The 23,539-nt window shown below is 33.6% G+C and carries 20 protein-coding genes, 1 tRNA gene and 1 pseudogene; 13 read left to right on the top strand and 9 right to left on the bottom strand.

Annotated elements, in window-relative coordinates:
- Positions 1-26 precede the first annotated feature (26 nt).
- A complete protein-coding gene (frsA, locus tag H3U97_RS04090; RefSeq protein ID WP_198198264.1) occupies positions 27-1,283 on the bottom strand; it encodes an esterase FrsA in 1,257 nt (418 codons plus the stop codon).
- Positions 1,284-1,312: 29 nt separating this feature from the next.
- Positions 1,313-1,846 (bottom strand): xanthine phosphoribosyltransferase, encoded by a 534-nt coding sequence (gene gpt / locus H3U97_RS04085; protein WP_081298886.1) that lies wholly within the window; start codon positions 1,844-1,846, stop codon positions 1,313-1,315.
- 150 nt (positions 1,847-1,996) lie between these two features.
- Between gpt and H3U97_RS04080 the strand changes: the two genes are divergently transcribed.
- From H3U97_RS04080 to serC, 6 genes and pseudogenes are all read left to right on the top strand, one after another.
- Positions 1,997-3,460, top strand: coding sequence for an aminoacyl-histidine dipeptidase (locus H3U97_RS04080; RefSeq protein ID WP_198192094.1), 1,464 nt, complete (start codon positions 1,997-1,999; stop codon positions 3,458-3,460).
- A gap of 199 nt (positions 3,461-3,659) precedes the next feature.
- On the top strand, positions 3,660-4,670 hold the full coding sequence (gene argC / locus H3U97_RS04075) for an N-acetyl-gamma-glutamyl-phosphate reductase (protein ID WP_065651219.1): 1,011 nt from the start codon (positions 3,660-3,662) through the stop codon (positions 4,668-4,670).
- A 73-nt stretch (positions 4,671-4,743) separates the two neighbouring features.
- The gene (gene argB, locus H3U97_RS04070) at positions 4,744-5,523 is read left to right on the top strand and encodes an acetylglutamate kinase (protein WP_065651218.1); all 780 of its coding nucleotides are present in this window, start codon (positions 4,744-4,746) and stop codon (positions 5,521-5,523) included.
- A gap of 107 nt (positions 5,524-5,630) precedes the next feature.
- Positions 5,631-6,845, top strand: a pseudogene (locus H3U97_RS04065) (argininosuccinate synthase); the annotation flags it as partial.
- Between the two features lie 243 nt (positions 6,846-7,088).
- Positions 7,089-8,465 carry an argininosuccinate lyase gene (gene argH, locus H3U97_RS04060; protein ID WP_086361052.1) on the top strand — a complete coding sequence of 459 codons (1,377 nt, stop codon included), beginning with the start codon at positions 7,089-7,091 and terminating at the stop codon, positions 8,463-8,465.
- A gap of 156 nt (positions 8,466-8,621) precedes the next feature.
- Complete coding sequence (gene serC / locus H3U97_RS04055; protein WP_198198262.1) at positions 8,622-9,707, top strand: 3-phosphoserine/phosphohydroxythreonine transaminase; 1,086 nt, start codon at positions 8,622-8,624, stop codon at positions 9,705-9,707.
- 60 nt (positions 9,708-9,767) lie between these two features.
- On the opposite strand, the gene H3U97_RS04050 is transcribed toward serC, so the two are convergent.
- Positions 9,768-10,127, bottom strand: a complete 360-nt coding sequence (locus tag H3U97_RS04050; protein ID WP_198198260.1) for a DUF4156 domain-containing protein — start codon at positions 10,125-10,127, stop codon at positions 9,768-9,770.
- A gap of 220 nt (positions 10,128-10,347) precedes the next feature.
- On the opposite strand from H3U97_RS04050, the gene H3U97_RS04045 reads away from it, so the two are divergent.
- The 7 genes from H3U97_RS04045 (at position 10,348) to H3U97_RS04015 (ending at position 17,116) form a co-directional block, all read left to right on the top strand.
- A tRNA-Ile gene (locus H3U97_RS04045) sits at positions 10,348-10,424 on the top strand.
- A gap of 234 nt (positions 10,425-10,658) precedes the next feature.
- A complete protein-coding gene (locus H3U97_RS04040; protein ID WP_198198258.1) occupies positions 10,659-11,726 on the top strand; it encodes an acyltransferase in 1,068 nt (355 codons plus the stop codon).
- 481 nt (positions 11,727-12,207) lie between these two features.
- The gene (locus H3U97_RS04035; RefSeq protein WP_198198257.1) at positions 12,208-12,657 is read left to right on the top strand and encodes a hypothetical protein; all 450 of its coding nucleotides are present in this window, start codon (positions 12,208-12,210) and stop codon (positions 12,655-12,657) included.
- Between the two features lie 185 nt (positions 12,658-12,842).
- Complete coding sequence (locus tag H3U97_RS04030; protein WP_065578824.1) at positions 12,843-13,316, top strand: hypothetical protein; 474 nt, start codon at positions 12,843-12,845, stop codon at positions 13,314-13,316.
- A gap of 339 nt (positions 13,317-13,655) precedes the next feature.
- Positions 13,656-13,862, top strand: a complete 207-nt coding sequence (locus H3U97_RS04025; protein ID WP_065578823.1) for a hypothetical protein — start codon at positions 13,656-13,658, stop codon at positions 13,860-13,862.
- Positions 13,863-14,281: 419 nt separating this feature from the next.
- On the top strand, positions 14,282-16,195 hold the full coding sequence (locus H3U97_RS04020; protein ID WP_198198255.1) for a hypothetical protein: 1,914 nt from the start codon (positions 14,282-14,284) through the stop codon (positions 16,193-16,195).
- Between the two features lie 486 nt (positions 16,196-16,681).
- Entirely contained in the window at positions 16,682-17,116 is a 435-nt protein-coding gene (locus tag H3U97_RS04015) for a hypothetical protein (RefSeq protein ID WP_034903049.1), read from the top strand.
- A 155-nt stretch (positions 17,117-17,271) separates the two neighbouring features.
- On the opposite strand, the gene clcA is transcribed toward H3U97_RS04015, so the two are convergent.
- From clcA to opp1B, 6 genes are all read right to left on the bottom strand, one after another.
- Positions 17,272-18,666: a H(+)/Cl(-) exchange transporter ClcA gene (clcA, locus tag H3U97_RS04010; protein WP_198198253.1), complete on the bottom strand. Its 1,395-nt coding sequence runs from the start codon at positions 18,664-18,666 to the stop codon at positions 17,272-17,274.
- A gap of 131 nt (positions 18,667-18,797) precedes the next feature.
- On the bottom strand, positions 18,798-20,123 hold the full coding sequence (locus H3U97_RS04005) for an MATE family efflux transporter (protein WP_198198251.1): 1,326 nt from the start codon (positions 20,121-20,123) through the stop codon (positions 18,798-18,800).
- Between the two features lie 3 nt (positions 20,124-20,126).
- Positions 20,127-20,906, bottom strand: a complete 780-nt coding sequence (locus H3U97_RS04000) for an ABC transporter ATP-binding protein (RefSeq protein WP_198198249.1) — start codon at positions 20,904-20,906, stop codon at positions 20,127-20,129.
- The gene (locus H3U97_RS03995; RefSeq protein ID WP_198198247.1) at positions 20,906-21,772 is read right to left on the bottom strand and encodes an ABC transporter ATP-binding protein; all 867 of its coding nucleotides are present in this window, start codon (positions 21,770-21,772) and stop codon (positions 20,906-20,908) included. The genes H3U97_RS04000 and H3U97_RS03995 overlap by 1 nt, the downstream gene beginning before the upstream one ends.
- Complete coding sequence (opp1C, locus tag H3U97_RS03990; protein WP_370545674.1) at positions 21,765-22,592, bottom strand: nickel/cobalt ABC transporter permease; 828 nt, start codon at positions 22,590-22,592, stop codon at positions 21,765-21,767. The genes H3U97_RS03995 and opp1C overlap by 8 nt, the downstream gene beginning before the upstream one ends.
- A gap of 2 nt (positions 22,593-22,594) precedes the next feature.
- The gene (gene opp1B, locus H3U97_RS03985; RefSeq protein WP_198198243.1) at positions 22,595-23,539 is read right to left on the bottom strand and encodes a nickel/cobalt ABC transporter permease; all 945 of its coding nucleotides are present in this window, start codon (positions 23,537-23,539) and stop codon (positions 22,595-22,597) included.

The following is a 23,539-nucleotide window of genomic DNA, read 5'->3' as shown; positions in this document are numbered from 1 at the left end:
AACAATACTCTTATTCAGATTAGTTATTACAAAATAGACTCCATCCATTTAACTGATTGAGTAAAGGCGTTTTGTAAACCTTTTTGCAATGGTGTTTTGGGGATTGTGACAATTTTGCTTTGTTTTGTTGATTGAATTAATTTTGCTTCACTCAAATTACTTAATTTATCATCTTCAAAGATAATATTCATAACCGGTACAGGACAAGAATGGGTTAATAACCCTTGATTTTTAAGAGAAAAATAATTCAATTCGGCCGCTAATTGTTGATTTGATACAGAAGTTAAACCTAAACGACTGGCCAGCATATCTTTATAGCTATTAGGTAGATTTTGTTGTAATGCCTTATCAACAAAGAGTTGGTGTATAAATGGAGTAAAATTAAATAACCCTTTTATTTTATTAGGCATTAAATAGGCAAGTCGTGTTGCAATATGTGAACCAAAGCGGAATCCAGCAACAATCACTCGATTACTATCAACCCATGGAACCGATGGTAGTTGTTCGATCACTGCTTGATGAATTTGGCTACTATTTTGGCTCAATACAAAATTACGACTATATCCAACGGTTGGTAAATCGACAGTTAACATAGCAAAACCTTGTGGAGCAAGATATTCACTAAAGTAACGATAATAATCAATTTGTAAATTACCTAAACCATTGCAGATTAAAACGACAGGACAAACACCACTATTACTATTGTTTGGTAAATGCAAAATGGATTTGATAACCCGATTTTCAACCTTAAACTCTAACTGCTTGGTTGAATAAGGTGAATATTCAAGTGCCTTCATATATGATTGATAGGCACAGGTTTGAGCATACATCGCTAGCTCATCATTCTTAAAATGAGGATAACTGGCAATGCTGGCGTATTCGCTGGCAATGAGATAATCCTGATGTAAACTATTTTTTGATTCTTCAGTTAAATTAGATTGAGCGGCATTATCAGCTTTAGCTTGCCACATTGCAGCCTGATTTAAAAATTCATATATCCAGTTGCCAGATTGATAACCAATAACTGAATCCAACCATTTATCATTAGTATGGCGCTTAGTTGAAATAGCGATTCTTGATAAAACCGCTTCGATTTCTAACTTAGGAAGGCCGCGCCAATACCATAAAAGAGGGTTAATGATTCGATACCATTTTGAATCAATTTCACCATCAAGAGGACTAATACTGCTGCCATTGCTGCTGTCAAGACGATTGATTAGCGATGATGTTTCAGGGTAGTCATATTGTGGTTTGAATATCTTTTCAGAAAGGTTTTCAGTCATAACCATAGCAACCTATTTATATTAGATGATTATTTATTATCACTAATTGGTTTAACAAACATGACACCAGTATCCCATGGTTGTTCAATCCATGTATCTTGTGCGATGTCGACAACATAATCATCAACTAATGGTTTACCTGCTGGTTTAGCAAAAATAGTGACAAAGTGAGCCTTAGGATACATCTCACGAATGGTATGTGCAGTGCTACCAGTGTCAACTAAATCGTCAACAACAATAAAGCCTTCGCCATCACCGTTTGCTTGTTTTAAAATTAATTTTTCACGTTGATGATCATGATCATAGCTAGAAATACAAACTGTATCGACATAACGAATACTAAGTTCACGAGCTAAAATAGCTGCTGGTACTAAGCCACCACGACTAACTGCAATGATGCCTTTCCATTGATTGGCGGGTAATAATCTCTCAGAAAGCTGACGACCATAAGCTTGTAGCATTTCCCAAGTGACATTGAATTTTTTCTTTTCAGCGATAATCTCTGCTTTATGCTGTTTTTTGGCTTTGATTTCTTCTTCTGTTAAAGTTTGTTCTATTGACATGTGTAACCTGCAATTTTAATCGAATATACGAATTTAATAAATTAATATTAATGGGCTAAAAATAGATGTAAAATTGCACCTTATTATAGAGTGGTTAGATAAAAAAAACCACTTATTAATTCATTACCCACCTAATATTGAGGATAAAATATGCTATCGACCTTAAATCCAAAATTTGTTTGGCAGATTTTTAATGATATTTGTAAAATTCCCCATCCTTCTCATCATGAACAAATGATAACTAAATATATAGTCGATTTTGCAACTATTCATCATATTGATTGTCAGCTAGATAAAGCTGGTAATGTTTTACTGCGTAAAGCTGCTACTAAAGGGATGGAAGATTGTCCATCAATCGCTTTGCAAGCTCATATGGATATGGTTCCGCAAAAAAATGAAGGTACCCAGCACGATTTTCTTGTTGATCCAATTCAAGCTTATGTTGATGGTGATTGGGTCAAAGCTAAAGGAACCACATTAGGTGCAGATAATGGCGTAGGTTTGGCATCAGCCTTGGCTGTATTGATTGATCCTTCAGTTGAACATGGACCTCTTGAAGTATTGGTTACAACTTCGGAAGAGACGGGGATGCATGGCGCTTTTGGTCTACAACCAAATTGGTTGAAAAGTCATTATTTGATTAATACTGATTCTGAAGATGAAGGCGAAATATTTACTGGCTGTGCTGGTGGTGTTGATTTTACGACCAGTTTTGCCATCACATATGCGGTAATGCCAGAAATACATGATTGCTATATTCAACTCTCGCTAAAAGGTTTGAAAGGAGGACATTCTGGTTGTGATATTCATCTTGGCCGTGGTAATGCAATAAAATTACTAGCAAGATTTTTAGCGGAATATGGACAAGATCTCTCATATCGATTAGCAGATATAAGAGGGGGTTCTTTACGTAATGCAATACCTCGAGAAGCATTCGCTGAATTAACCTTAAATAAACAAGATTTGCCAAAACTAGAACAGATTGTTAACCAATATAATTCTGTTTTACAAAATGAGTTTGGACAGGTCGAACCCAATATAGAATTAACCCTAAAAGAGGTTAATAATGATCACATAAAACGAGTCATCGCCGTTGAACAGCAAAGTAAAATTGTCAATTTATTAAATGTTGCGCCAAATGGTGTGGTGAGTATGAGTACGCAAATTCATGGTGTTGTTGAAACATCTTTAAATCTAGGTATTGTAAATATTAGCGATAATCAACTAAACGTTAATTTCTTAATCCGTTCTCAAGTTGATAGTGCGAAAGATGCTGTCGTTGCAACATTAATCTCGTTAAGCCAATTAGTTAATGCCAATTACGAAATTAGTGGTGGTTATTCGGGCTGGGAGCCTAATTTAAATTCCAGTCTTTTACAATTAGCTAAAGATAAATATCAAGAGATTTTCTCAAAACAAGCAAAAATTATGGTGATTCATGCCGGCTTAGAATGTGGTCTATTTAAACAGTCTTATCCTGATATGGATATGATATCAATAGGACCGACCATTGTTTCACCTCATTCACCTGATGAAAAAGTTAATATTCAAAGTGTTTATCGTTATTGGGAACTACTTATAGCAATCTTAAAATCCGCCTGTTATTTAAAATAAACATTAATCGTCCTCCTACAACTCTTATATGTAGGAGGACGACATTTTCACCTCACTGCTAACGTTAAAATCGTGGCAGTAATTGTCTTTTTGAAAATAAATTCACAAAAAGTGAATAAAAATTCAATTTTCTCTTGTTTTGTTGCTTTAAATCGCCTACTATACTGCATAAAAATCTGAATGATAGATAAGGAAAGATATGTTAAAAGCAATAATTGTTGGGGCGAGTGGTTATGCAGGTGCAAAATTAGCTTACTATTTAACAAAACATCCAAATATTGAATTAGTCGCTTTAACGGTATCAGAAAATAGCCTTGATGCGGGTAAACTTATTTCTGATAGATTTTTATACCCGCAATTGAAAGGTGTTGTTGATTTACCTTTAATTGCCACGGCTGATTATTCTTCTCTTGTCAAAGATATTGATATTGTATTTTTAGCTACTGAACATTCTGTTAGTCACGATATCGCACCATTCTTTCTTGAAAATGGTTGTACAGTATTTGATTTATCGGGTGCGTTTCGAGTCAACTCTCCCTCGTTTTATACCCAATTTTATGGTTTTGAACATCAGCACCAACAGTGGTTAGATAAAGCTGTTTATGGTCTAGCTGAATGGAATTTTGATGCGATAAAAAATGCGCAATTAATCGCTGTACCTGGTTGTTATCCAACCGCATCGCAACTGCCACTAAAACCATTAATTGAAGAAGATTTACTAGACAAAAGGCAATGGCCTGTCATTAATGCTGTGAGTGGCGTTAGTGGTGCAGGCCGTAAACCTTCTACAAATAATCTATTTTGTGAGGTTAGTTTACATGCTTATGGCATATTTACTCATCGTCATCAACCTGAAATTGCGATACATTTAGGGCAGGAAGTTATTTTTACTCCACATTTAGGTTGTTTTAAAGATGGTATCCATGCCACTATCACCTGTCAGGTGAAAGAAGGGGTGAGTGAGGAAGATATTCTTACCGCTTTAAATAAATATTATGATGATAAACCATTAGTAAGAGTTTACCAAAAACAATGGCCAGCCCTAAAATCGGTAATTGGCTTACCTTATTGTGATATTGGTTTTGTGCTTAAAGGCCAACATCTGATTTTAATTTCTGTGGAAGACAATTTATTAAAAGGTGCAGCTGCGCAAGCAGTACAATGTATGAATATTCGATTTGGTTTTGATGAAACAACAGCCTTATTATAAAGATAGATACTAATTTGTTAATAATGACAAGTTTATATCAGTGAACTTTTATTAGAGTGAATAGGAAATAAAAATGAAACCATTGATTATTAAGTTTGGCGGTGTATTACTCGATAATAAAGATGCATTAAGTAAATTATTTATTGTTATTAGCGAATACAAAAAAAATTTTAAACGTCCTTTAATTATTGTTCATGGTGGTGGTAGTGTGGTTGATTCATTAATGGATCGGCTCTCCTTACCTGTCGTTCGACGTAATGGTTTACGCGTTACACCGGCAGATCAAATAGATGTCATTGTTGGTAGCCTTGCTGGTAGTGCGAATACCACAATTTTGTCAGAAGCTAAAAAATTACAAATAGCCAGTATTGGACTCTGCTTAGCCGATGGTGATAGCGTAAAAGTTAAGCAAATTTCTGAAGAATTAGGTTATGTAGGTGAAGCTGAACAAGGCGATCCGGCCTTAATCAATTTACTCCTTAATAATGGTTATTTACCTATTGTTAGTTCAATTGGGATTACCGATGAAGGCAAGATGATGAATGTCAATGCCGATCACGCAGCTGTTGCCTTGGCAAAAACTTTAAATGCAGATTTAATTTTACTATCTGATGTATCTGGTGTGTTAGATGAAAACAAACAATTAATCGAATCGTTAACACAAGCTGAGGCAGATCATCTAATTGCTCAAGGAATTATTACCGATGGAATGATCGTGAAAGTGAATTCTGCATTTGAAGCGGCTAAAACATTAGGTCGACCAATAGATATCGCTAGCTGGAAAGAATCAGATAAACTCATTGAATTATTTAATGGAAAATCAGGCATAACGGGTACAAGAATTATTGCTTAAATATAAATCAGTCAGTATATTAAACAAGTATATTTATTGTTAGATATACTTGGATTAGTGTTTAAAACATTTATTTTTTTCGTCAGTAAATTATGAAAGGGTATAACATGAAAAAAAGTGCAACAAAAAAAGTAGTTTTAGCCTATTCGGGTGGCTTGGATACATCAGCTATTATTCCTTGGTTGAAAGAGAATTATGGCGATTGTGAAGTTTATGCTTTAGTCGCCAACGTTGGACAAGATCCTAAAGAACTAAAAGATGTGGAAAAAAAGGCCAAAGCATCTGGCGCAGTAGCGTGTAAAGTTGTCGATTTACGAGAAGAATTTGTTAAAGATTATGTTTACCCTGTTTTAAAAACTGGTGCGTTATATGAAGGAACTTACTATCTTGGAACTTCAATGGCTCGCCCAATTATTGCGAAAGCGCAAGTTGAATATGCATTAGAAGTTGGCGCGGATACCCTTTGCCACGGTGCAACAGGTAAAGGTAATGACCAAGTTCGTTTTGAAACAACCTATACCGCTCTAGCTCCGCAACTTAAAGTTATTGCACCTTGGCGTGAATGGGATTTACGTTCACGTGAAGCTTTAATTGATTACTTAAAAGTACGAAAAATTCCAACGACTGCAACAGTTGAGAAAATCTATAGCCGTGATGAAAATGCCTGGCATATTTCTACCGAAGGTGGTGTGCTTGAAAGTACTTGGAATCAGGCTAATGCAGATTGCTGGGCATGGACTGTGTCACCCGAAGATGCACCAAACAAACCGGAGTTTGTTACTATTGGTATAGAAAAAGGTGAAGTTGTTTCTGTTAATGGTAAAAAATTATCACCATATAACTGTGTTGCAACGCTGAATAAAATTGGTTCAAAACATGGTGTAGGTCGAGTAGATATTATTGAAAATCGTTTAGTCGGCATCAAATCTCGAGGTTGTTACGAAACCCCTGGTGGAACTATCATGATGACAGCGTTACGTGGTTTAGAACAACTGATCTTAGATCGTGATAGCTTCAAATGGCGCGAACAACTTGGTTTAGAAATGGCTTACGTTGTTTATGATGGTCGCTGGTTTGCACCATATCGCCGTTCTCTTCAAGCCGCTGCAGAAGTGTTAGCAGAAGATATGACTGGTGAAGTTGTAGTTAAACTTTATAAAGGTAATGCAACCGCAGTACAGAAGAAATCACCAAATAGCTTATATAGCGAAGAGTTTGCAACCTTTGGTGAAGATGAAGTTTACGATCACAGTCATGCCGGTGGTTTTATTCGTCTATTCTCCCTATCTTCACGTATCCGTGCTTTAAATGAAGGTAAGAAAAATCAGCCGACTAAAAAAGCTAAATCGTCAGCGAAAGAAACCACAAAATCAAAAAGTAAAACTAAAACTAAAAAGTAATTTTTAAGACTTTTTAATTAGATATAAAACATAATATATACAGACTTTGGTCTGTATATATTTTTCGATAGTATTGTTGTAGATAAACTTATCATTAAAATTATTAAAAAAACAATAAATTTTAATTGTTTAGGACTGATTTGAAATAAAACATTTGAGGTGATTATGGCATTATGGGGTGGGCGTTTTAGCCAAGCAGCAGATCAACGATTTAAACACTTTAATGATTCTCTGCGCTTTGACTATCGGCTTGCAGAGCAGGATATCATTGGATCAATTGCATGGTCTAAAGCATTGGTCACTGTTAACGTTTTATCTCATGATGAACAACAACAGTTAGAACAAGCGTTAAATGAATTATTTAGTTCGGTACAACAAGATCCGCAGCAGATCTTGCAAAGTGAAGCTGAAGATATTCATAGTTGGGTTGAACAAAAACTAATAGAAAAAGTTGGTGATTTAGGTAAAAAACTTCATACAGGTCGCAGTCGTAATGATCAGTCAACCACCGATCTGAAATTATGGTGTAAAGATGAAATTGCTCATCTTATCTCTGCTATCAATCAATTACGTAAAACACTGGTGTTAACTGCAGAACAACATCAAGATGCGGTTATGCCTGGTTATACTCACTTACAACGCGCTCAGCCTATAACTTTTGCGCATTGGTGCTTAGCGTATTATGAAATGTTAACGCGTGATGAAAGTCGTTTACAAGATACTCTAAAACGCTTGGATGTTAGTCCTTTAGGCTGTGGCGCTTTAGCGGGGACAGCTTATCCTATGGATCGTGATATGTTAGCCAACTGGTTAGGTTTTGCAACTGCAACCAACAATAGCTTGGATACGGTGTCTGATAGGGATCATGTACTTGAACTACTCAATAATGCATCAATCGGAATGGTTCACCTATCACGTTTTGCTGAAGATTTAATTATTTTTAATAGTGGTGAAGCGGATTTCGTTGAATTATCTGACCGCGTTACCTCAGGCTCTTCATTAATGCCACAGAAAAAAAATCCAGATGCATTGGAATTAATTCGTGGTAAAGCAGGGCGAGTAATTGGCGCACTAACTGGAGCATTAGTTACATTTAAAGGATTACCGCTGGCATATAATAAAGATCTACAAGAAGATAAAGAGCACTTATTTGATGCACTTGACAGTTGGCAAGAGTGTTTAGATATGGCGGTATTAGTACTTGAAGATATAAAAATCAATTATCAAAATTGTCAAAATGCTGCTAAACAAGGTTATTCTAATGCGACAGAACTTGCTGATTATCTGGTTGCTAAAGGTATTCCGTTTAGGCAAGCTCATCATATTGTTGGTGAGGCGGTAGTAGCAGCGATAGCTAAACAAAAAGCATTAGAAGAGCTAACTATAGATGAATTAAAACAATACAGCCAAGTCATTGAGGGTGATGTTTATCCTATATTATCTTTAGAATCTTGCTTAGCAAAACGATCTGCAAAAGGTGGCGTATCACCGCAACAAGTAAAATTCGCCATCGAAAACGCTAAACAGCAACTAGCTCTCTAAATTTCATTTTCTTTGCGACAAATGCCGACTAATGTCGGTATTTTTATGCTTCAAAAACCCCGTTCCTCAAAATTTTTGCTAAAAATCTGATTGTATATTGGTTCATAGAGTGTAAAAATAGATTTTCTATTTTTTGATGGATGAAAGTGAATCGCAATGAGTAAAAGTTATAATTTTAGTGCAGGCCCGGCCAAACTACCGGCGGATGTTTTAAAGCAAGTACAAGCTGAATTATTAAATTGGCAAAACACCGGTGCATCGGTGATGGAACTAAGTCATCGAGGTAAAGAATTTGATGCATGTGCGATTGAAGCAACTAACGACCTTCGTGACCTTTTAAATGTACCAGAAAATTATAAAATTTTATTTTGCCAAGGTGGAGCTAGAGCTCAGTTTGCAGCTGTACCATTAAATATTTTAGCTAATAACACTCATGCTGATTACATCAATAGTGGTTATTGGAGTCAGTGTGCAGCAAAAGAAGCGGCAAAATATTGTAATGTAATTGAGCAAAATGTTGTTATTAAAGATTCAGGAATAACCTCGATCAAACCGATGTCTGAATGGCAATTAAGCGATAATAGTGCTTATGTTCATTATTGTCCAAATGAAACCATCGACGGAGTTGAAATATTTGAACAACCTGACTTTGCCGATAAAACTGTCGTAGCTGATTTATCTTCTTGTATTTTATCACAACCTATCGATGTTAAACGTTACGGTATTATTTATGCCGGTGCTCAGAAAAATATCGGCCCATCCGGAATTACTATTGTCATTGTTCGTGAAGATCTGATAGGTTATGCGCAAAAAGTGTTACCTTCAGTACTTGATTACAAAATATTATTAGATCATGATTCAATGTTTAATACTCCACCAACTTTTGCCTGGTATATGTCAGGTTTAGTCTTCAAATGGATTAAGAGTTTAGGTGGCTTAAGTGCGATGCAACAACGAAATCAAGCAAAAGCACAATTACTTTATCAATTTATTGATCAGTCTGATTTTTATCGCAATACTGTAGCGGTTGAAAATCGTTCTATTATGAATGTAACCTTCTTATCGCCAAATGAAGAACTCGATAAAAAGTTTGTAAGTGAAGCTACTCAAGCAAATATTATCGGTATTAAAGGTCACCGAATTGCAGGCGGAATGCGCGCATCAATTTACAATGCAATGGAAATTGAAGGAGTCAAATACCTTATTGAATTTATGCAACAGTTTGAAAAGCAAAATGGCTAATTATTTTGGCAAATTTTACTAAAAGGGATATCAATATATCCCTTTTTATTTGTTAATTAGCTATTTACAGCTGAAAACTTCACCAACCATAACTGCATCTGTTGGGGCAATATCGGAAACATATTGTAAAGATGCATCTTGAGCATTATAAATTACGTTACCACCCATAGCTGCAGCCTTATTCATTAAGTCAGTTGCTGCATCACGGATTAATTCACTATGCGTTTTTAAGCCAGAAAAGAAGGTACTACGACGACCTTCAGCTTTACCAATAAATTGACAGGTTTCTGCTGGTTTAGTATCAATAAATTGAACTTGGCGACCAGCAGAGGTAGCTTGATAATCTGAACTACTACAACCATTTAAAAATAATGTCACTGACAGTGCAGCACTAATAAAAAGAGTTTTTTTGATAGACATAATATTTCCTCAACCAATAAAAAAACATTAGTAATAATAATATAAAACATTGTATCAGGATAATTGATTAAAAAATATCGCTTATTATAAATGATGCTATTATGACAAATGTCAGCTTAATAATTAACCAAAACAACCTATTTAGTTAATTAATTGTAGCAAATTAATTTTAACTCTATTATAATCGCAACCCTACTAAGTCAGTAGCACATCAAAACATGGCCCCTTAGCTCAGTTGGTCAGAGCAGTCGACTCATAATCGATTGGTCACTGGTTCAAGTCCAGTAGGGGCCACCATTACGTAATTCAAGAAACTTCACCAAACATTAATGAAATTCAACGAGATTTAAAATTTTTACTTATACGGTGTTAATATAACTCAAATCCGTATAACTAACACGATATAACTATGGCCAGAAAAACCACAGTAAATCAGATTTAGTTTTTTAACACGGTCAATAAAATAAACGCTTGAGTTAATATTATGAATAGCTTAATATTTTGGCACTTTAATTTTATGTAAATGTTACAATGAATAATATAACATCTTTTAATAGTTTAAGATTTTTGTTGGCCTTGTTTATTTGTTTATTTCACACTCAAGTAATACTAGCTAATGGAACAGGATATAAAATTTTTAGATCGGCTTATTTGGCTGTTGACTGTTTTTTTGTTTTATCTGGTTTCTTGCTGGCCAGGTCGTTTTATTTAAAATCGCTATATACAGAAAACCCAAAAGGGTTAATAGATTTTTTTATATCTAGAATAAAACGGCTGTATCCAGAATATTTATTTTGTATGATTTTATTATTTACTTTAATGAGATGTTTAAACGTTAACATGGGTAGCGGTAAAGCGTTTTTTTTAAATTTTATTATGATTACTGATGTTAGCGGAATTGAGACGATGTTGCTAGGTGCTTGGTACGTTGTTGTCCTATTTTGGCTTAGTTGTTTATTGTATGCATTAATGTACTTTTTTAAAGAAAAGGCACTCCAATTATATATCCCGTTATTATCATTTTTTTGTTTATTTGCTATAACATCAAACACAGGTCCAGTTGTAGGTTTAGGTTATTCTGTACCAATGGTATTAGGTTTTTTGTCACAAGATATGGTAAGAGGTTTTTTAGGTCTGTCGGTAGGTATTTTTGCTTACATGATTTCAGATTATATAAATAAAAATGATTGGAACTGGATAAACCAAAAAAAGCTTCATTTCATTCTGATTCTTATAGAGTTACTATCTATTGTAGGGCTATTGATTCTATTGTGTAGTAGTAAAAAAGATAGTTTTCAATATTTTAATATCTATTTCCCATTTGCATTTATTATAATATTGCTCTTTTATAAGAAAGAATTTTTTCTGCGATTTTTATCTAATCCAGTTCTGGCAAAAATTGGCAATATATCATACATACTGTACTTATCACATATTACACTAATGTTTTGTTTAAAAAAATACTCAGTATTTTCAGGTATAAATGTTGTATTACTATTTGTTTTATCAATTATTATTAGTATGGTTTTTGCGACAATTTTATATTTTTCTTGTAGATTCTTGAAATCATTTATAATAAAACAACTTGTTATAAAATAGAGTATTTATAACTACAGGATTGCTGAATTGCGCCTGTAGTTACTATTTAATATATTGAGTAGTAATCTATATTCCGTATCTATCTTCAATTTACAATATTCAATGGCGTCATAGCGTCACAAAATCTGCGATATCAAACATTTTTTTATCATTTTGATAGAACACGTAATTGTGATTGTCACGTCATGACTATTTATTATGTAGTATTTTATTAGTTAGAATAATTTTGCCAATTCAAAGGGCTGCAAGACAGAAACTTGCAGCTCAATCTTAAACAAAAACAAGTAAAAATTTGCTAGGGGCTATTTTGTTTGCACACTATCAGTGACAGTAATTTTTTAAAATATAGATATCAATTTCACCATATCTAAATTGCTTTTTGAATAATATTAAACTAATCTTAATCCTTAAAAAAACGTTATTAATAAACAATTCTCCAACGGATTAACAGGAAGTTTAATGATATTTTCAAGGATTAGGTGTGTTAAACGTTATTAAATATTTGCTTAAAGATTCTGTATTGATCGTTCTCTTCTTCATATTCTACTTTAGTATGGACATAACATATTATGTAGTTTTAGAAAATCGCCACTCGTTTATTAGCAATATGGGTAAGCCAATTGTTGATGTTTTATTTGCTATCGCGGTTGTAGTTGAAATTATTTTCTTTCTCTCAATGTTGATAAAACTATTTGTTGTTAATAGTACACATTGGTTAACCTCTTATTTAGGATTAATATTTGGGTTAGCATTTTCTTTTGTTTGGCTATTTATTTTATATGTTTATTTCAACCAATATAATGGTGGGGGATGGGATGGTTTAGGGTTTCTCGTTTGGGCGTTTTTGCCTGCGATTGGCAGTTTTATAAGTTATATTATTTTAATACTTATCAGAATGTTATATTTTTTATATTGTGTTTTATCTAAATGATATTTTTTTGACTACCTGTCGTTTTTTTGATATTGCTTGAGAGAATTATTTTGCCATCTAAAGTAGAATGCATAACTGATTACTAAGCAGTTAAATATTAATTTTATTAGCGTGTAATCATATTTAATTGGATGAGATTTTTACCGGTTAACAGTGAAGTTAACTTAAGTTTTTAAGGATTAATTATGCCCAAAATTATTAAATATTTATCTAAAGATAAATTATGGATCTGTCTTTTTGGGGTTACTTATTTGGCATTTATAATTACTTATAATATTTTTTCATTAAAAAGCATATTCTATATTAGTCATGTAGCTGCATATGTCCTTCAGATAATATTTTGTATAACAATAGTTTTTGAAATTGTTTTTTTCCTAATACAATTAATAAAATTATTTATTACACCTCGGACACATTTATTAACTTCTTTTATAGGATTATTTTGTGGATTAGTTTTCTCTTTTGGCTGGTTTGGTTTTTTAAATTTTTATTTTGATTATTTTGATTATGGTTATAACAATGATTTGGGATTCATCCTTGCGGCGTTTATTCCTGCGCTAGGTTGCTTTTTAGGTTACATTATTTTAGTTTTGATTAAAACTTTAAGATGTTTATGTTGTTTTTTCCTTGTTAAACAATCCAATGATTCTTATCCATAAAGTAAAATATATTAAGAAAGCCTTTTAAAAAATTAGCTGCATTTTATTAAGTATTCGTCAGTTATTTTAAGATGATTGAGTACTTTTTCTTATTTGTTATTTGTTAATTGCTTTTAATACGCCATTATTATCAATTTGAGATAAGACAGAATTACCTTGCTCATTTTATCGAGTATTTAAACTTAAAAATCTAAATTTTTTATATTTTAAAGCTCTTTTAGCGAAGATATTGAGAGTTTATTCAATCTTGACTTGATTTTTGTTTCAATCAGCGTTTATATATAACTGTAATAAGTAAATCGGCTTATTATTTATAACATTTTACTGGAGGAGCTTATAATGGTACAAAAATTTGCTGCATACGGTAGTGATGTTTCAGCTGGCACTTATAAATGTGCTGATTGTGGCTATGTATATTCAAACCAAAGTAAAAAATCGTTACCCCCTTGTCCTGATCATAATAAAAAGCCACATAGTAAGAATGGTTGGTATGTGGTTAGTGGTCAAGGTGATTCAGTTAAAGATCCTCATCATACTAAAAAATAACAGTAATAATTTTATGTTGTAACTTTAAAAGGTAACACTCAGTGTTACCTTTTTGGTTATTAAGTATCGTTATTAAATTTTATTCTCGAATTTTTGGCTTTTGCCAATAAGTTTATTTTGAAATTGTGATCTTTATCACGTCGAAAAATAAAAGCAATATTTCATTCATTGCTAACCCTACCTTTCATTATTACCTATGGCTAATTTAGAAATGACTTGATTTATGGTAATAAAAAACTAGTTGTAATCATTTCCCGCCAAATATATGTCTTTCAGTAAAAAGGAAATTCAGTCATTTTTTGGCAATTTAGCGATTCTAATAAACTGCAAAGAAGATCACAATTTCATCAATATTTGATGTTTATACTAAGTCTAATATGTGCTTATTGAAAAAATTGTTTGTCCTTCAGGAGGTAATAATGAAAAAAAATATGAAAAAATTGGTTGTGCTAGGTGTGTTATCTGCATTGTGTTTACCAACAGGCGCTGCTTGGGCTAAAGATTATCAGTTATCAGGAAAAAATACTCAAGTTAAATTGGCTAAGGATGATAGTCAAAATAGTATTATAGCACTAAATATTATTAATCCATTGAATAATGATTCGGTAAAAATTGAAACGTTGTTTGAGATTGTTTTAGCATCAGGAGATAAGTTAACCGATAAAGATTTTTCACTAGATAAAGTGCAACAACAAGATACAGGTATGATATTAAATTATACTGGTCATGATATGTCGATTGAGACTGTTGTTAATCTAAATGATGATAAACATTTTGCGAGTTATGAATTAAGAATCACACCTAAGAATAAAGCACTTTCAATGTCATCAGTATCATTAATGCCATTCCGTTCACAGGCACCATTTGTGTATGGTTCAGTGGTAAGTTCACCGATTATTAGTGATACCTTCTTTATCATTCCAGAAAATCCATTAACCAATACGGTTGCTTATGAAGGTGGTGTATCACAAAAAATTCCACAAGCTATTCCATTACAAGCTGAACATACTTTAAGTTATAAAACTTACATTGGTACTTATGAAAAAGGTCAGTTAAGACGTAACATTAACCAGTTCATTGATAGTGTTCGTCAACGTCCATATAGTCCTTATTTACACTATAACTCATGGCTAGATATAGGATTCTTTAATCCTTATACTGAAAAAGAAGCCTTATTGAGAATCGATCAATATGGTGAGGAATTGGTAAAAAAACGTCAGGTAAAATTGGATGGATATTTATTTGACGATGGTTGGGATAATCTAAAAGGGAACTGGGGATTTAGTGCCAATTTCCCTAATGAATTTAATAATTTGAAAGCAGCTTCTGATAAGTATCAAACGGCACTCGGGATTTGGTTATCACCATGGGGCGGTTATAATAAACCACGTGATAAACGTGTTGCTAATGCGCCTGAATTTGGTTATGAAACTATGGACGGTAAATTAGCCTTGTCAGGGCCAAATTATTATACTAACTTCCATAAACGAATCCTCGAATTGATTAATAACCAAAACATAACCATGTTTAAACTTGATGGAACTGGTAATGCTGATAAGGTTATTGCTGGTAGTCAATTCACTAGTGATTTTGATGCTGCTATCCATTTAATTGAAGATATGCGCAATGCTAACCCAAATCTCTATATCAATTTAACCACCGGTACTCAAGCAACGCCATCATGGTTATTCTATGCCGATTCAATATGGCGAGGTGGGGATGATGTTAACTACTATGGACCTGGTAACAAAGTGCAACAGTGGTTAACTTATCGTGATGCCGAAACTTATCGTTCTATAGTTCTAAAAGGCCCGCTATTCCCGCTTAACTCCTTAATGTTGCATGGTATTGTCTATGCAAAACAGGCGAAAAATCTTGATAAAGAAAGTGAAACAGATTTTGCCGATCAGGTATGGAGCTACTTTGCAACAGGTACTCAATTGCAAGAGATGTATATTACACCTGAATTATTAACGACCCAAAATTGGGATACTCTTGCTACAGCAGCAAAATGGGCAAGAACTAATAAAGATGTTTTATTTGATAGCCATTGGATAGGTAAAGACCCGACAAAATTAGGAGTATATGGTTGGGCTGGTTGGAGTAAAGATAAAGCAATTATCACTTTACGTAATCCATCTGATAAACAGCAAGTTTACTATCTAGATTTACAAAATGATTTAGAATTACCAAATAATGCAACTGATCGTTTTCAAATTAAAATTGATTATGCTAGTAAGTTACATGCAAAAAAACCAACAACTATTTCGAAAACAGCAATGTTAACGCTTGAACCTTTTGAAACAGTTATCATGTCATTAACCCCACAATAACCTATAAAGTGCCTTACTATGTCAAGGTAAGGCACTTAATTTTCGAGATTTTATTTGGAATTATGTTTACTATCAATAGATAAATTTAGTAAATAAATTTTGTCAAAAAGTTCAAATTATCATATATAACGTATATATTTGGGTATCTCAAAATTAAAGCTTAAAAATCCACATATCTAGTTAAATTTTGGTTTAAAGATTATTAAATTCAGGAAAAATTTTTGCTGAGTAATTGGCATTAGTGATAAAAATAGTCAAAGTTGAAATGATCAATATTTGTTTAATTTCATTTAAATTTTTAACAATAAATTGTTAAGTTGGCTTTTTTTATCAGAAATATTGTGTAAGATAGCAGATATTTTTATTAATCATTATTATTTAGACCATTAAATAAATTAAAATATTTAAGATAACAATAAAAATATAATTATTTATCAATAGTTTTGATTAGAAATAGAGTTATAAGGTATAGAGTAAGGAAAAATGATGAAAAAAGTTATTAAATTGACAGTGTTGCTTTCAAGCCTTTTTATGTTTACGACCGTAAATGCAGCTACAGCCGATAAAAATACGGGAGTAAAGGTTACTAAAGCATTAGCAGATAGTGCAAAACGCTCATTGTTAGGAGAAAAAGGTAAATTTCCTATTCAAGTAGAGGCCGGTTATGAAGTTACCAATATTACTGCGAATATTAATAATGTGGTTTTTGAATATAAAATGCCTTCAGATAGCCAAAATACCCCTTTGAATGATTTTATGGAGAATGTTAGATTAGGGCTTAATAGTCAATTTTGTGATAAACCTGATGTCGTAAATGTCTTAAAAACTTATGACATTCGTTTTATTTTCCGTTTTCAATTTTCTGATGATCGTAATATTCCTACCACTTTATCAATCAAAGAAATCTGTGAGTTAGATTAGGTAAATATTAGATTATTAGCTATTAGATGAATTTTAGTAATGAATCGAAACATTTAGGTATTAATTTTGATTCATTACTAAGTTAACGACTTAATTAAAATTTTCTTCTTATTTTTTTCCATCCAAAACTTCTAGATTGATTAGGTTATAATTTATTAAGAATTACTTGCCGTTAGTTGAGCAGCGTTATCTAGTTGAAGTTTGTTTCTTAATAATATTTTTTCCAAAATAGACGTATATAATGGCATTCCACCCAACGCTTGCGCTATGAGTGTCGCACCTAAACAAGTAATAATCATCGGTAAAATAAGCTGATAGTTATCTGACATTTCCATTACCAAGACAATCCCTGTGAGTGGCGCGCGTATAGTTGCCGCAAATAATCCACCCATTCCAATAATAGCGCAAGCACCGAGTTCAATATGATAATTTGGGTAAATTTGTTGCGCAATCACCCCAAAAGCGATCCCAACCGTTGTCCCTAGGGCTAAAGTTGGGGCAAAAATGCCACCTGGCGCACCGGAACTAAAGCATAAAACGGTAGTGACAAAGCGCAAACATAAAATCATTATCAAACTATTAATTGCATAATTACCTGCAACTGCATTAGGAATAAAATCAAAACCGCTACCGGTTATTTCAGGGAGGTTGAAGCTTATAACTCCAAATAACCCTGCCAAACAAAATCCAGTGATAACAAAGTAGTATTGATTAAATTGATAAAATTGTTTGAATCGCTCTTGTAAGGTCAATATGCACTTATTTGATAAAACACCAATAACGCCAAAAAAAGTCCCTAACAAGAGATAGAGCCATAAAGATTCAATAGGAACAGCATTAAAGTGGCCGATTTGAAAGACTGATTCCTGATTATATAAAAATTGATACATGATACTGGCCATAATCACGCCAACAAAAATGGCTTTTATTGAGGTCAAATTGTAGCGAAACTGTGGGCGCATCTCTTCTATAATAAACAGTATTCCAGCTAACGGCGCATTAAATGCTGCAGTAATGCCTGCGGCGGCTCCGGTTGCTAAAAAAGTATGCCGATAAGCTTTATTTTTAACTTTGAGCAGATCAGAGACCATTGCACCAATATTACCACCGAGTTGAACAGTAGGGCCTTCACGACCTAACACCATACCAGAGCCCAAAGCACCAATGCCACCAATAAATTTAACTGGTAGGACAGATCGCCAACGAACTGGACGTAAATCAAGTAATGCACCTTCAATTTCTGGTATACCTGAACCGCCAGATTCAGGAGCAAAACGTTTGACTAAATAGTAAGCTAACCCGCCCATTGTTCCTGTGATAGCAAAGATTAACAGATAATTAATTATTTCATTGTCGATTAGATCAAATAATAATGTTTTACGCAGTGAGATAACCCAATTCACTGCATATTGAAATAATACGCCAACAATACCCGTGATAGTGCCGATAACACCGGCAACTATTAGTACGATTAGTGGGGCTTTATCCTGAAAACTACGTATTTTATGATAAAGTTGAATTCTTTTTTTGATAGCAGAATAACTAGGCACAATATTGACTGTAATTAGAACAATGAAGGCAAATTTTACGCCTGTTTAATCGAAAAAGATAGTTTCAAATTTGTACTAAAATACTTGCTACTAGGACGATTATCTGATTAAAAATCTGCGATAATGCGCCATTAAGCAGTAATATAGCTGCGCGATTTTTTAATCCAAATAACTAAAAATATTGTTCGGCCAAAACTAAATAAACTGTAAGCCAGCCATAATCCATGATTTCCCCAAACTGGCACTGCAAAATATTGTGCTATCAACCAAAGCAATAACGCTAATAACATTGAATCACGGATGGATGAAGTGTAACTAATACCGGAAAAAACACCATAATAGATTAATCCACCCGCGGCAACGATAGGGAATATAATTAACCATGATTGATATTGCAGAGTTAGATTTATAATTTCCGTTTGATTAGTAAGTAGCTTGATAATTGAGGTGTCAAACGCCAACCAAATAGCAATTATTATAATTGGGCAAATAAAACAGGCTTGCAATGACCAGCGTAAAGTTTGGTTATAGAGCTCCATACTTTTATTGCCCTTCGCGCGACCACTAAATACACTTGATGCATTAGCAAAACCATCAAACAGATATGCCATCATATAATGGATCTGAAATAAGACGGCATTAGCGGCTAATACTTCGGTATCGAATGTTGAGCCAATCGAAATAAAATGATTGGTGACGATTAATAAACAGATAGTCCTTATCATTAGATTGGTATTGACTAAAATGACCCCTTTTAATGATTGCCATGACAAAATAGCTTTTAAGTCAGTTTTTTGATGCGTTTTTGGTAGATATCGATAGATGAACCAAATCCCGATTAAAGAACAACTTATTTGGGCGATTAACGTTGCGAATGCGACTCCTTTGATGTCCCAACGAAACCACCAGACAAAAAGCATCGCCATTATGATATTAAGTACATTGATGAAAACTTGCAAAAATAATACTGCTTTCACTTTAGAGATACCCATTAACCAACCAACTAACACATAATTGATTAGCACAAAAGGTGCTCCCCAAATTAATACGGAAAAATAGCTATCAGCATAGTGTTGAACTTCTTGATTAGGATTAATGATCTGCATTGAAGCAGAAAAAATGAACTTTTGAAAAATAATAAATACCAAACCTAAAAAAATCGCAATAAAAAGGGGGCGAATAAGCGAAGATTTTAGTAATAATGCGTTATCCAAGGCTTGAGCTGCGAAACCTGTGGTACTGACTCTTAAAAAGCCAAATAACCAGTAAATGGTATTGAATATTACTGTTCCTATGGCAATGCCAGCAATAAAAGCAGGATTAGGTAAATGACCAACTAAAGCAGTATCAACTACGCCAAGCAGGGGAGTGGTGATAGTTGACAGTACAAAGGGAATCACTAATTTAAGATAATCAATAAACTGATACTGTTGATTTGATATTGATGGGTTTGCCATTTTTTAAAAACCTAAAACTGATTCGAGAAGTTGGATAGAGTAAGGGTTTTTGACTTGATTAAGTTTGTCTATACTATCAATATATTCAATGATCTCACCTTTATAAAAAAATGCCACTTTGTTACAAAGATAAGTAATGGTCGTTAGATCGTGGGTGATAAAAATACTGGTAAGATTTAATTGCTTTTGTAAATCGGCAAGTAGTGACAATATTTGGGTTTGTACTGAGATATCTAATGAACTCACAGCTTCATCAAATAAGATAAATTGCGGAGAGCAGGCAATTGCTCTGGCAATGCAAACACGCTGTAATTGACCACCACTCATTTGGTGAGCAAAACGATTATAAAAAGAGCTGTCTAAACCGACTTGTTCTAATAAAGCGTTAATACGCAGCTTACGGTCATCTTTGGCTAGTTTTTCATAGATGTCAATCGGTTCAGCAATAATCTGGGCTGCAGTAAAATACGGATTGACTGAGGCATTATAATCTTGAAATACCGCACTGATATCTTTACGCATTGCTGACTTTTTCCAAGCCCGTTTAGCTATATCCTGACCATTAAAATAGATGTTACCACTATCAGGTTTTTCTAAACCTAAAATCAGTTTACCTAATGTGCTTTTACCACTACCACTTTCGCCAATAATGCCAAGACATTCACCTTGTTTTAGTTCGAATGAAACGCCATTGATGACGGTATTCTTTTTTCGGCTAAACAGATTTTGATTCGGTTGTAAAAAAGATTTTTTTACATTTTCAACGTGTAATAACGGTGGCATTAAGTTATCTCCGTGATCAAATTTGGATTATTGAAACCAATAATAGCATTGAACTTATTTAATAACTGTTTGCGTGTATCTATCAAGTAACGAGTATAGTCATGTTGAGGATGGTAAAAAATTTGTTCACGACTACCTGATTCCACAATCTTCCCTTTATTCATCACAATAATATCATCAGCAATATGATGAATCACACCTAAATCATGAGAGATAAAAATCACGGTTGTTTTCGAGTTCTGTTTTATCTCGGTAAACATTTTTAAAATATGAAATTGGCTAATTGAATCAAGTGCTGTAGTGGGTTCATCAGCAATAATGAGTTCTGGTTCAAGCATCAATGCTAAACCAATCATTATTCTCTGTAACATGCCACCACTTAATTGATGAGGATATTTTCTATAGATCTCTTGTGGATTATTAAGGCCAATATTTTCAATCATTTCTAACGCTTTTGTCATGGCTTGCTTGTTGTTAATATCTTGATGTGCTTGCAGTGTTTCAACTACTTGCTTGCCAATACAATACAGTGGATCAAAAGCACTCATAGGATGTTGTAATATTATCGAAATTACCTTACCACGTATCTGCTTTAAGGTCTGTTTATTCTGTTGTAATAGATCACCATTATTAGTTAAGGTTAGTTTAGCTTGGTGTGGCCTAAATAATATTTGACCTGACACATCAAAATAGGGCTCTAACAATCCGATAATGGCTTTACATGTTAAACTTTTGCCACTGCCACTTTCACCAACAATACCTAAACATAAATGACGATTAATTGTAAATGAGACATCATCTAATAGCTTGTTACCATTGTCGAGGGTAATCGTAAGTTTATTGACTTCTAATAGCGAGCTACTCATGCTTTTTGTCCTTTGGATCTAAAATATCTCTTAAACAATCACCTAACATATTAAATGCTGCAACGACAATTAAAATTGCGATACCAGGAAAGACCATCTGCATCGGATGTTGAGTCATGACATTTTTCGCTTCGCTTAACATTAACCCCCACTCGGCAGTAGGTGCTTGAACACCTAATCCAATAAAGGATAGTGCTGAGATATTTAAAATTACCCAACCTGTATCTAAGGTTGCTAATATCACCAGCTCTGACATAACATTAGGTAATAAATGACGGCAAATAATAAACGAATGTGGTGCGCCAATTGCGCGTGAAAAAAGAATATAATTTTTTCGGCTATATTTGATAACTGAACTACGAATCATACGGCTATACCATGCCCATTTAACCACTATATTGGCGATAATGACGTTTTCAATACCTACACCTAACACACCAACAATCGCTAAAATCATAACTTGACTAGGAAATGACAGCATAATGTCACAAAGGCGCATAATGCATTCATCAAGTTTGCCTCGTTGATAACCTGAGATAAGGCCGATCAGACTACCAACTACGATAGTGATGATCATGGTAAGTAAGGATAAAAACAGCGTAGAACGGATACCGTAAAGCAAACGCGATAAAATATCGCGACCAAGATGATCACAACCAAGCCAATGTTGACTAGACATGGCGGCATATTTACGCACAATACGAACTTTATTGGGATCATACGGTGCGATATAAGGTGCTAAAATACCTAATATAACGATTGTGGTGATTATGATTAAACAGATTAAAGCTGTTTTATTGTTAATCAGTTGTTTAGTTATATTCATACGGCACCACCGTTATCTCGTAATCGTGGATCTAACCATTGATGAATGATATCAACAATAAAATTACAAACTACAAATAGAATAGCCATGATAAGAATATAAGCTTGAATGACCGGATAATCACGATTCATAATAGCCGCGATACATAAACGACCAAGTCCTGGCCACGAAAAGATATATTCGACGACAAAAGATCCAGCTATTAATTGCGGAATAGTCATACCTAAAGCCGTGATAGTAGTATGTAGAGAATTAACTAACACATGTTTAACAATTATCGTTGTTTCTTTTAAACCTCGGCTACGAGCATAAAATACCGAATAATTATGCATATTTTCCAACATGTTATTACGTATAAAACGAATATAAGTTGAGATATAGACAAACGATAAGGTTAAGGTAGGTAAAATGAGATTTTGCCATGTTCCGTAACCGTTGGTTGGCAGTAAATCTAAATAATTGGCAAATAGCCAAATAAAGAGTAAACCTAACCAATAACTAGGCATTGCAGTACCTAGAAAGATAATGATACGAACAATATGATCAAACGCTGAGTTGGCAAAGATGGCACATAAAACACCTAAAATTAAACTGATGATAAGTGTAAATGCAAATGCCGACATCGCTAAAATTAATGTCGGAATTAAACTGCGGATCATCTCATCCCAAACTAGTCTATCTCGATGAATAAATGAACGACCAAAATCAAGATGTAAAACATCATATAGCCAAATAAAATAGCGTTCTAAAAAAGGTTTATTCAATCCCAATTCTTGACGCATACTTTCAATAGCATCTGGTGTCGGCATGATTTCGTTTAAGCGTAATGCAACTTCTGCAGGATCGGATGGGGCTAAATTAATAAGAAAAAAAGCGATAAAAGAGATACCGAATAATATCGGTATCATCATGGTTAAACGTTTAATAATATAATTTAACAT

Source organism: Gilliamella sp. W8128, from assembly GCF_016100545.1.
GTDB classification, from domain to species: Bacteria; Pseudomonadota; Gammaproteobacteria; order Enterobacterales; family Orbaceae; genus Gilliamella; species Gilliamella apis.
Note: the sequence above shows the minus strand (reverse complement) of the source record. Positions and strands in the feature narration are given on the sequence as shown.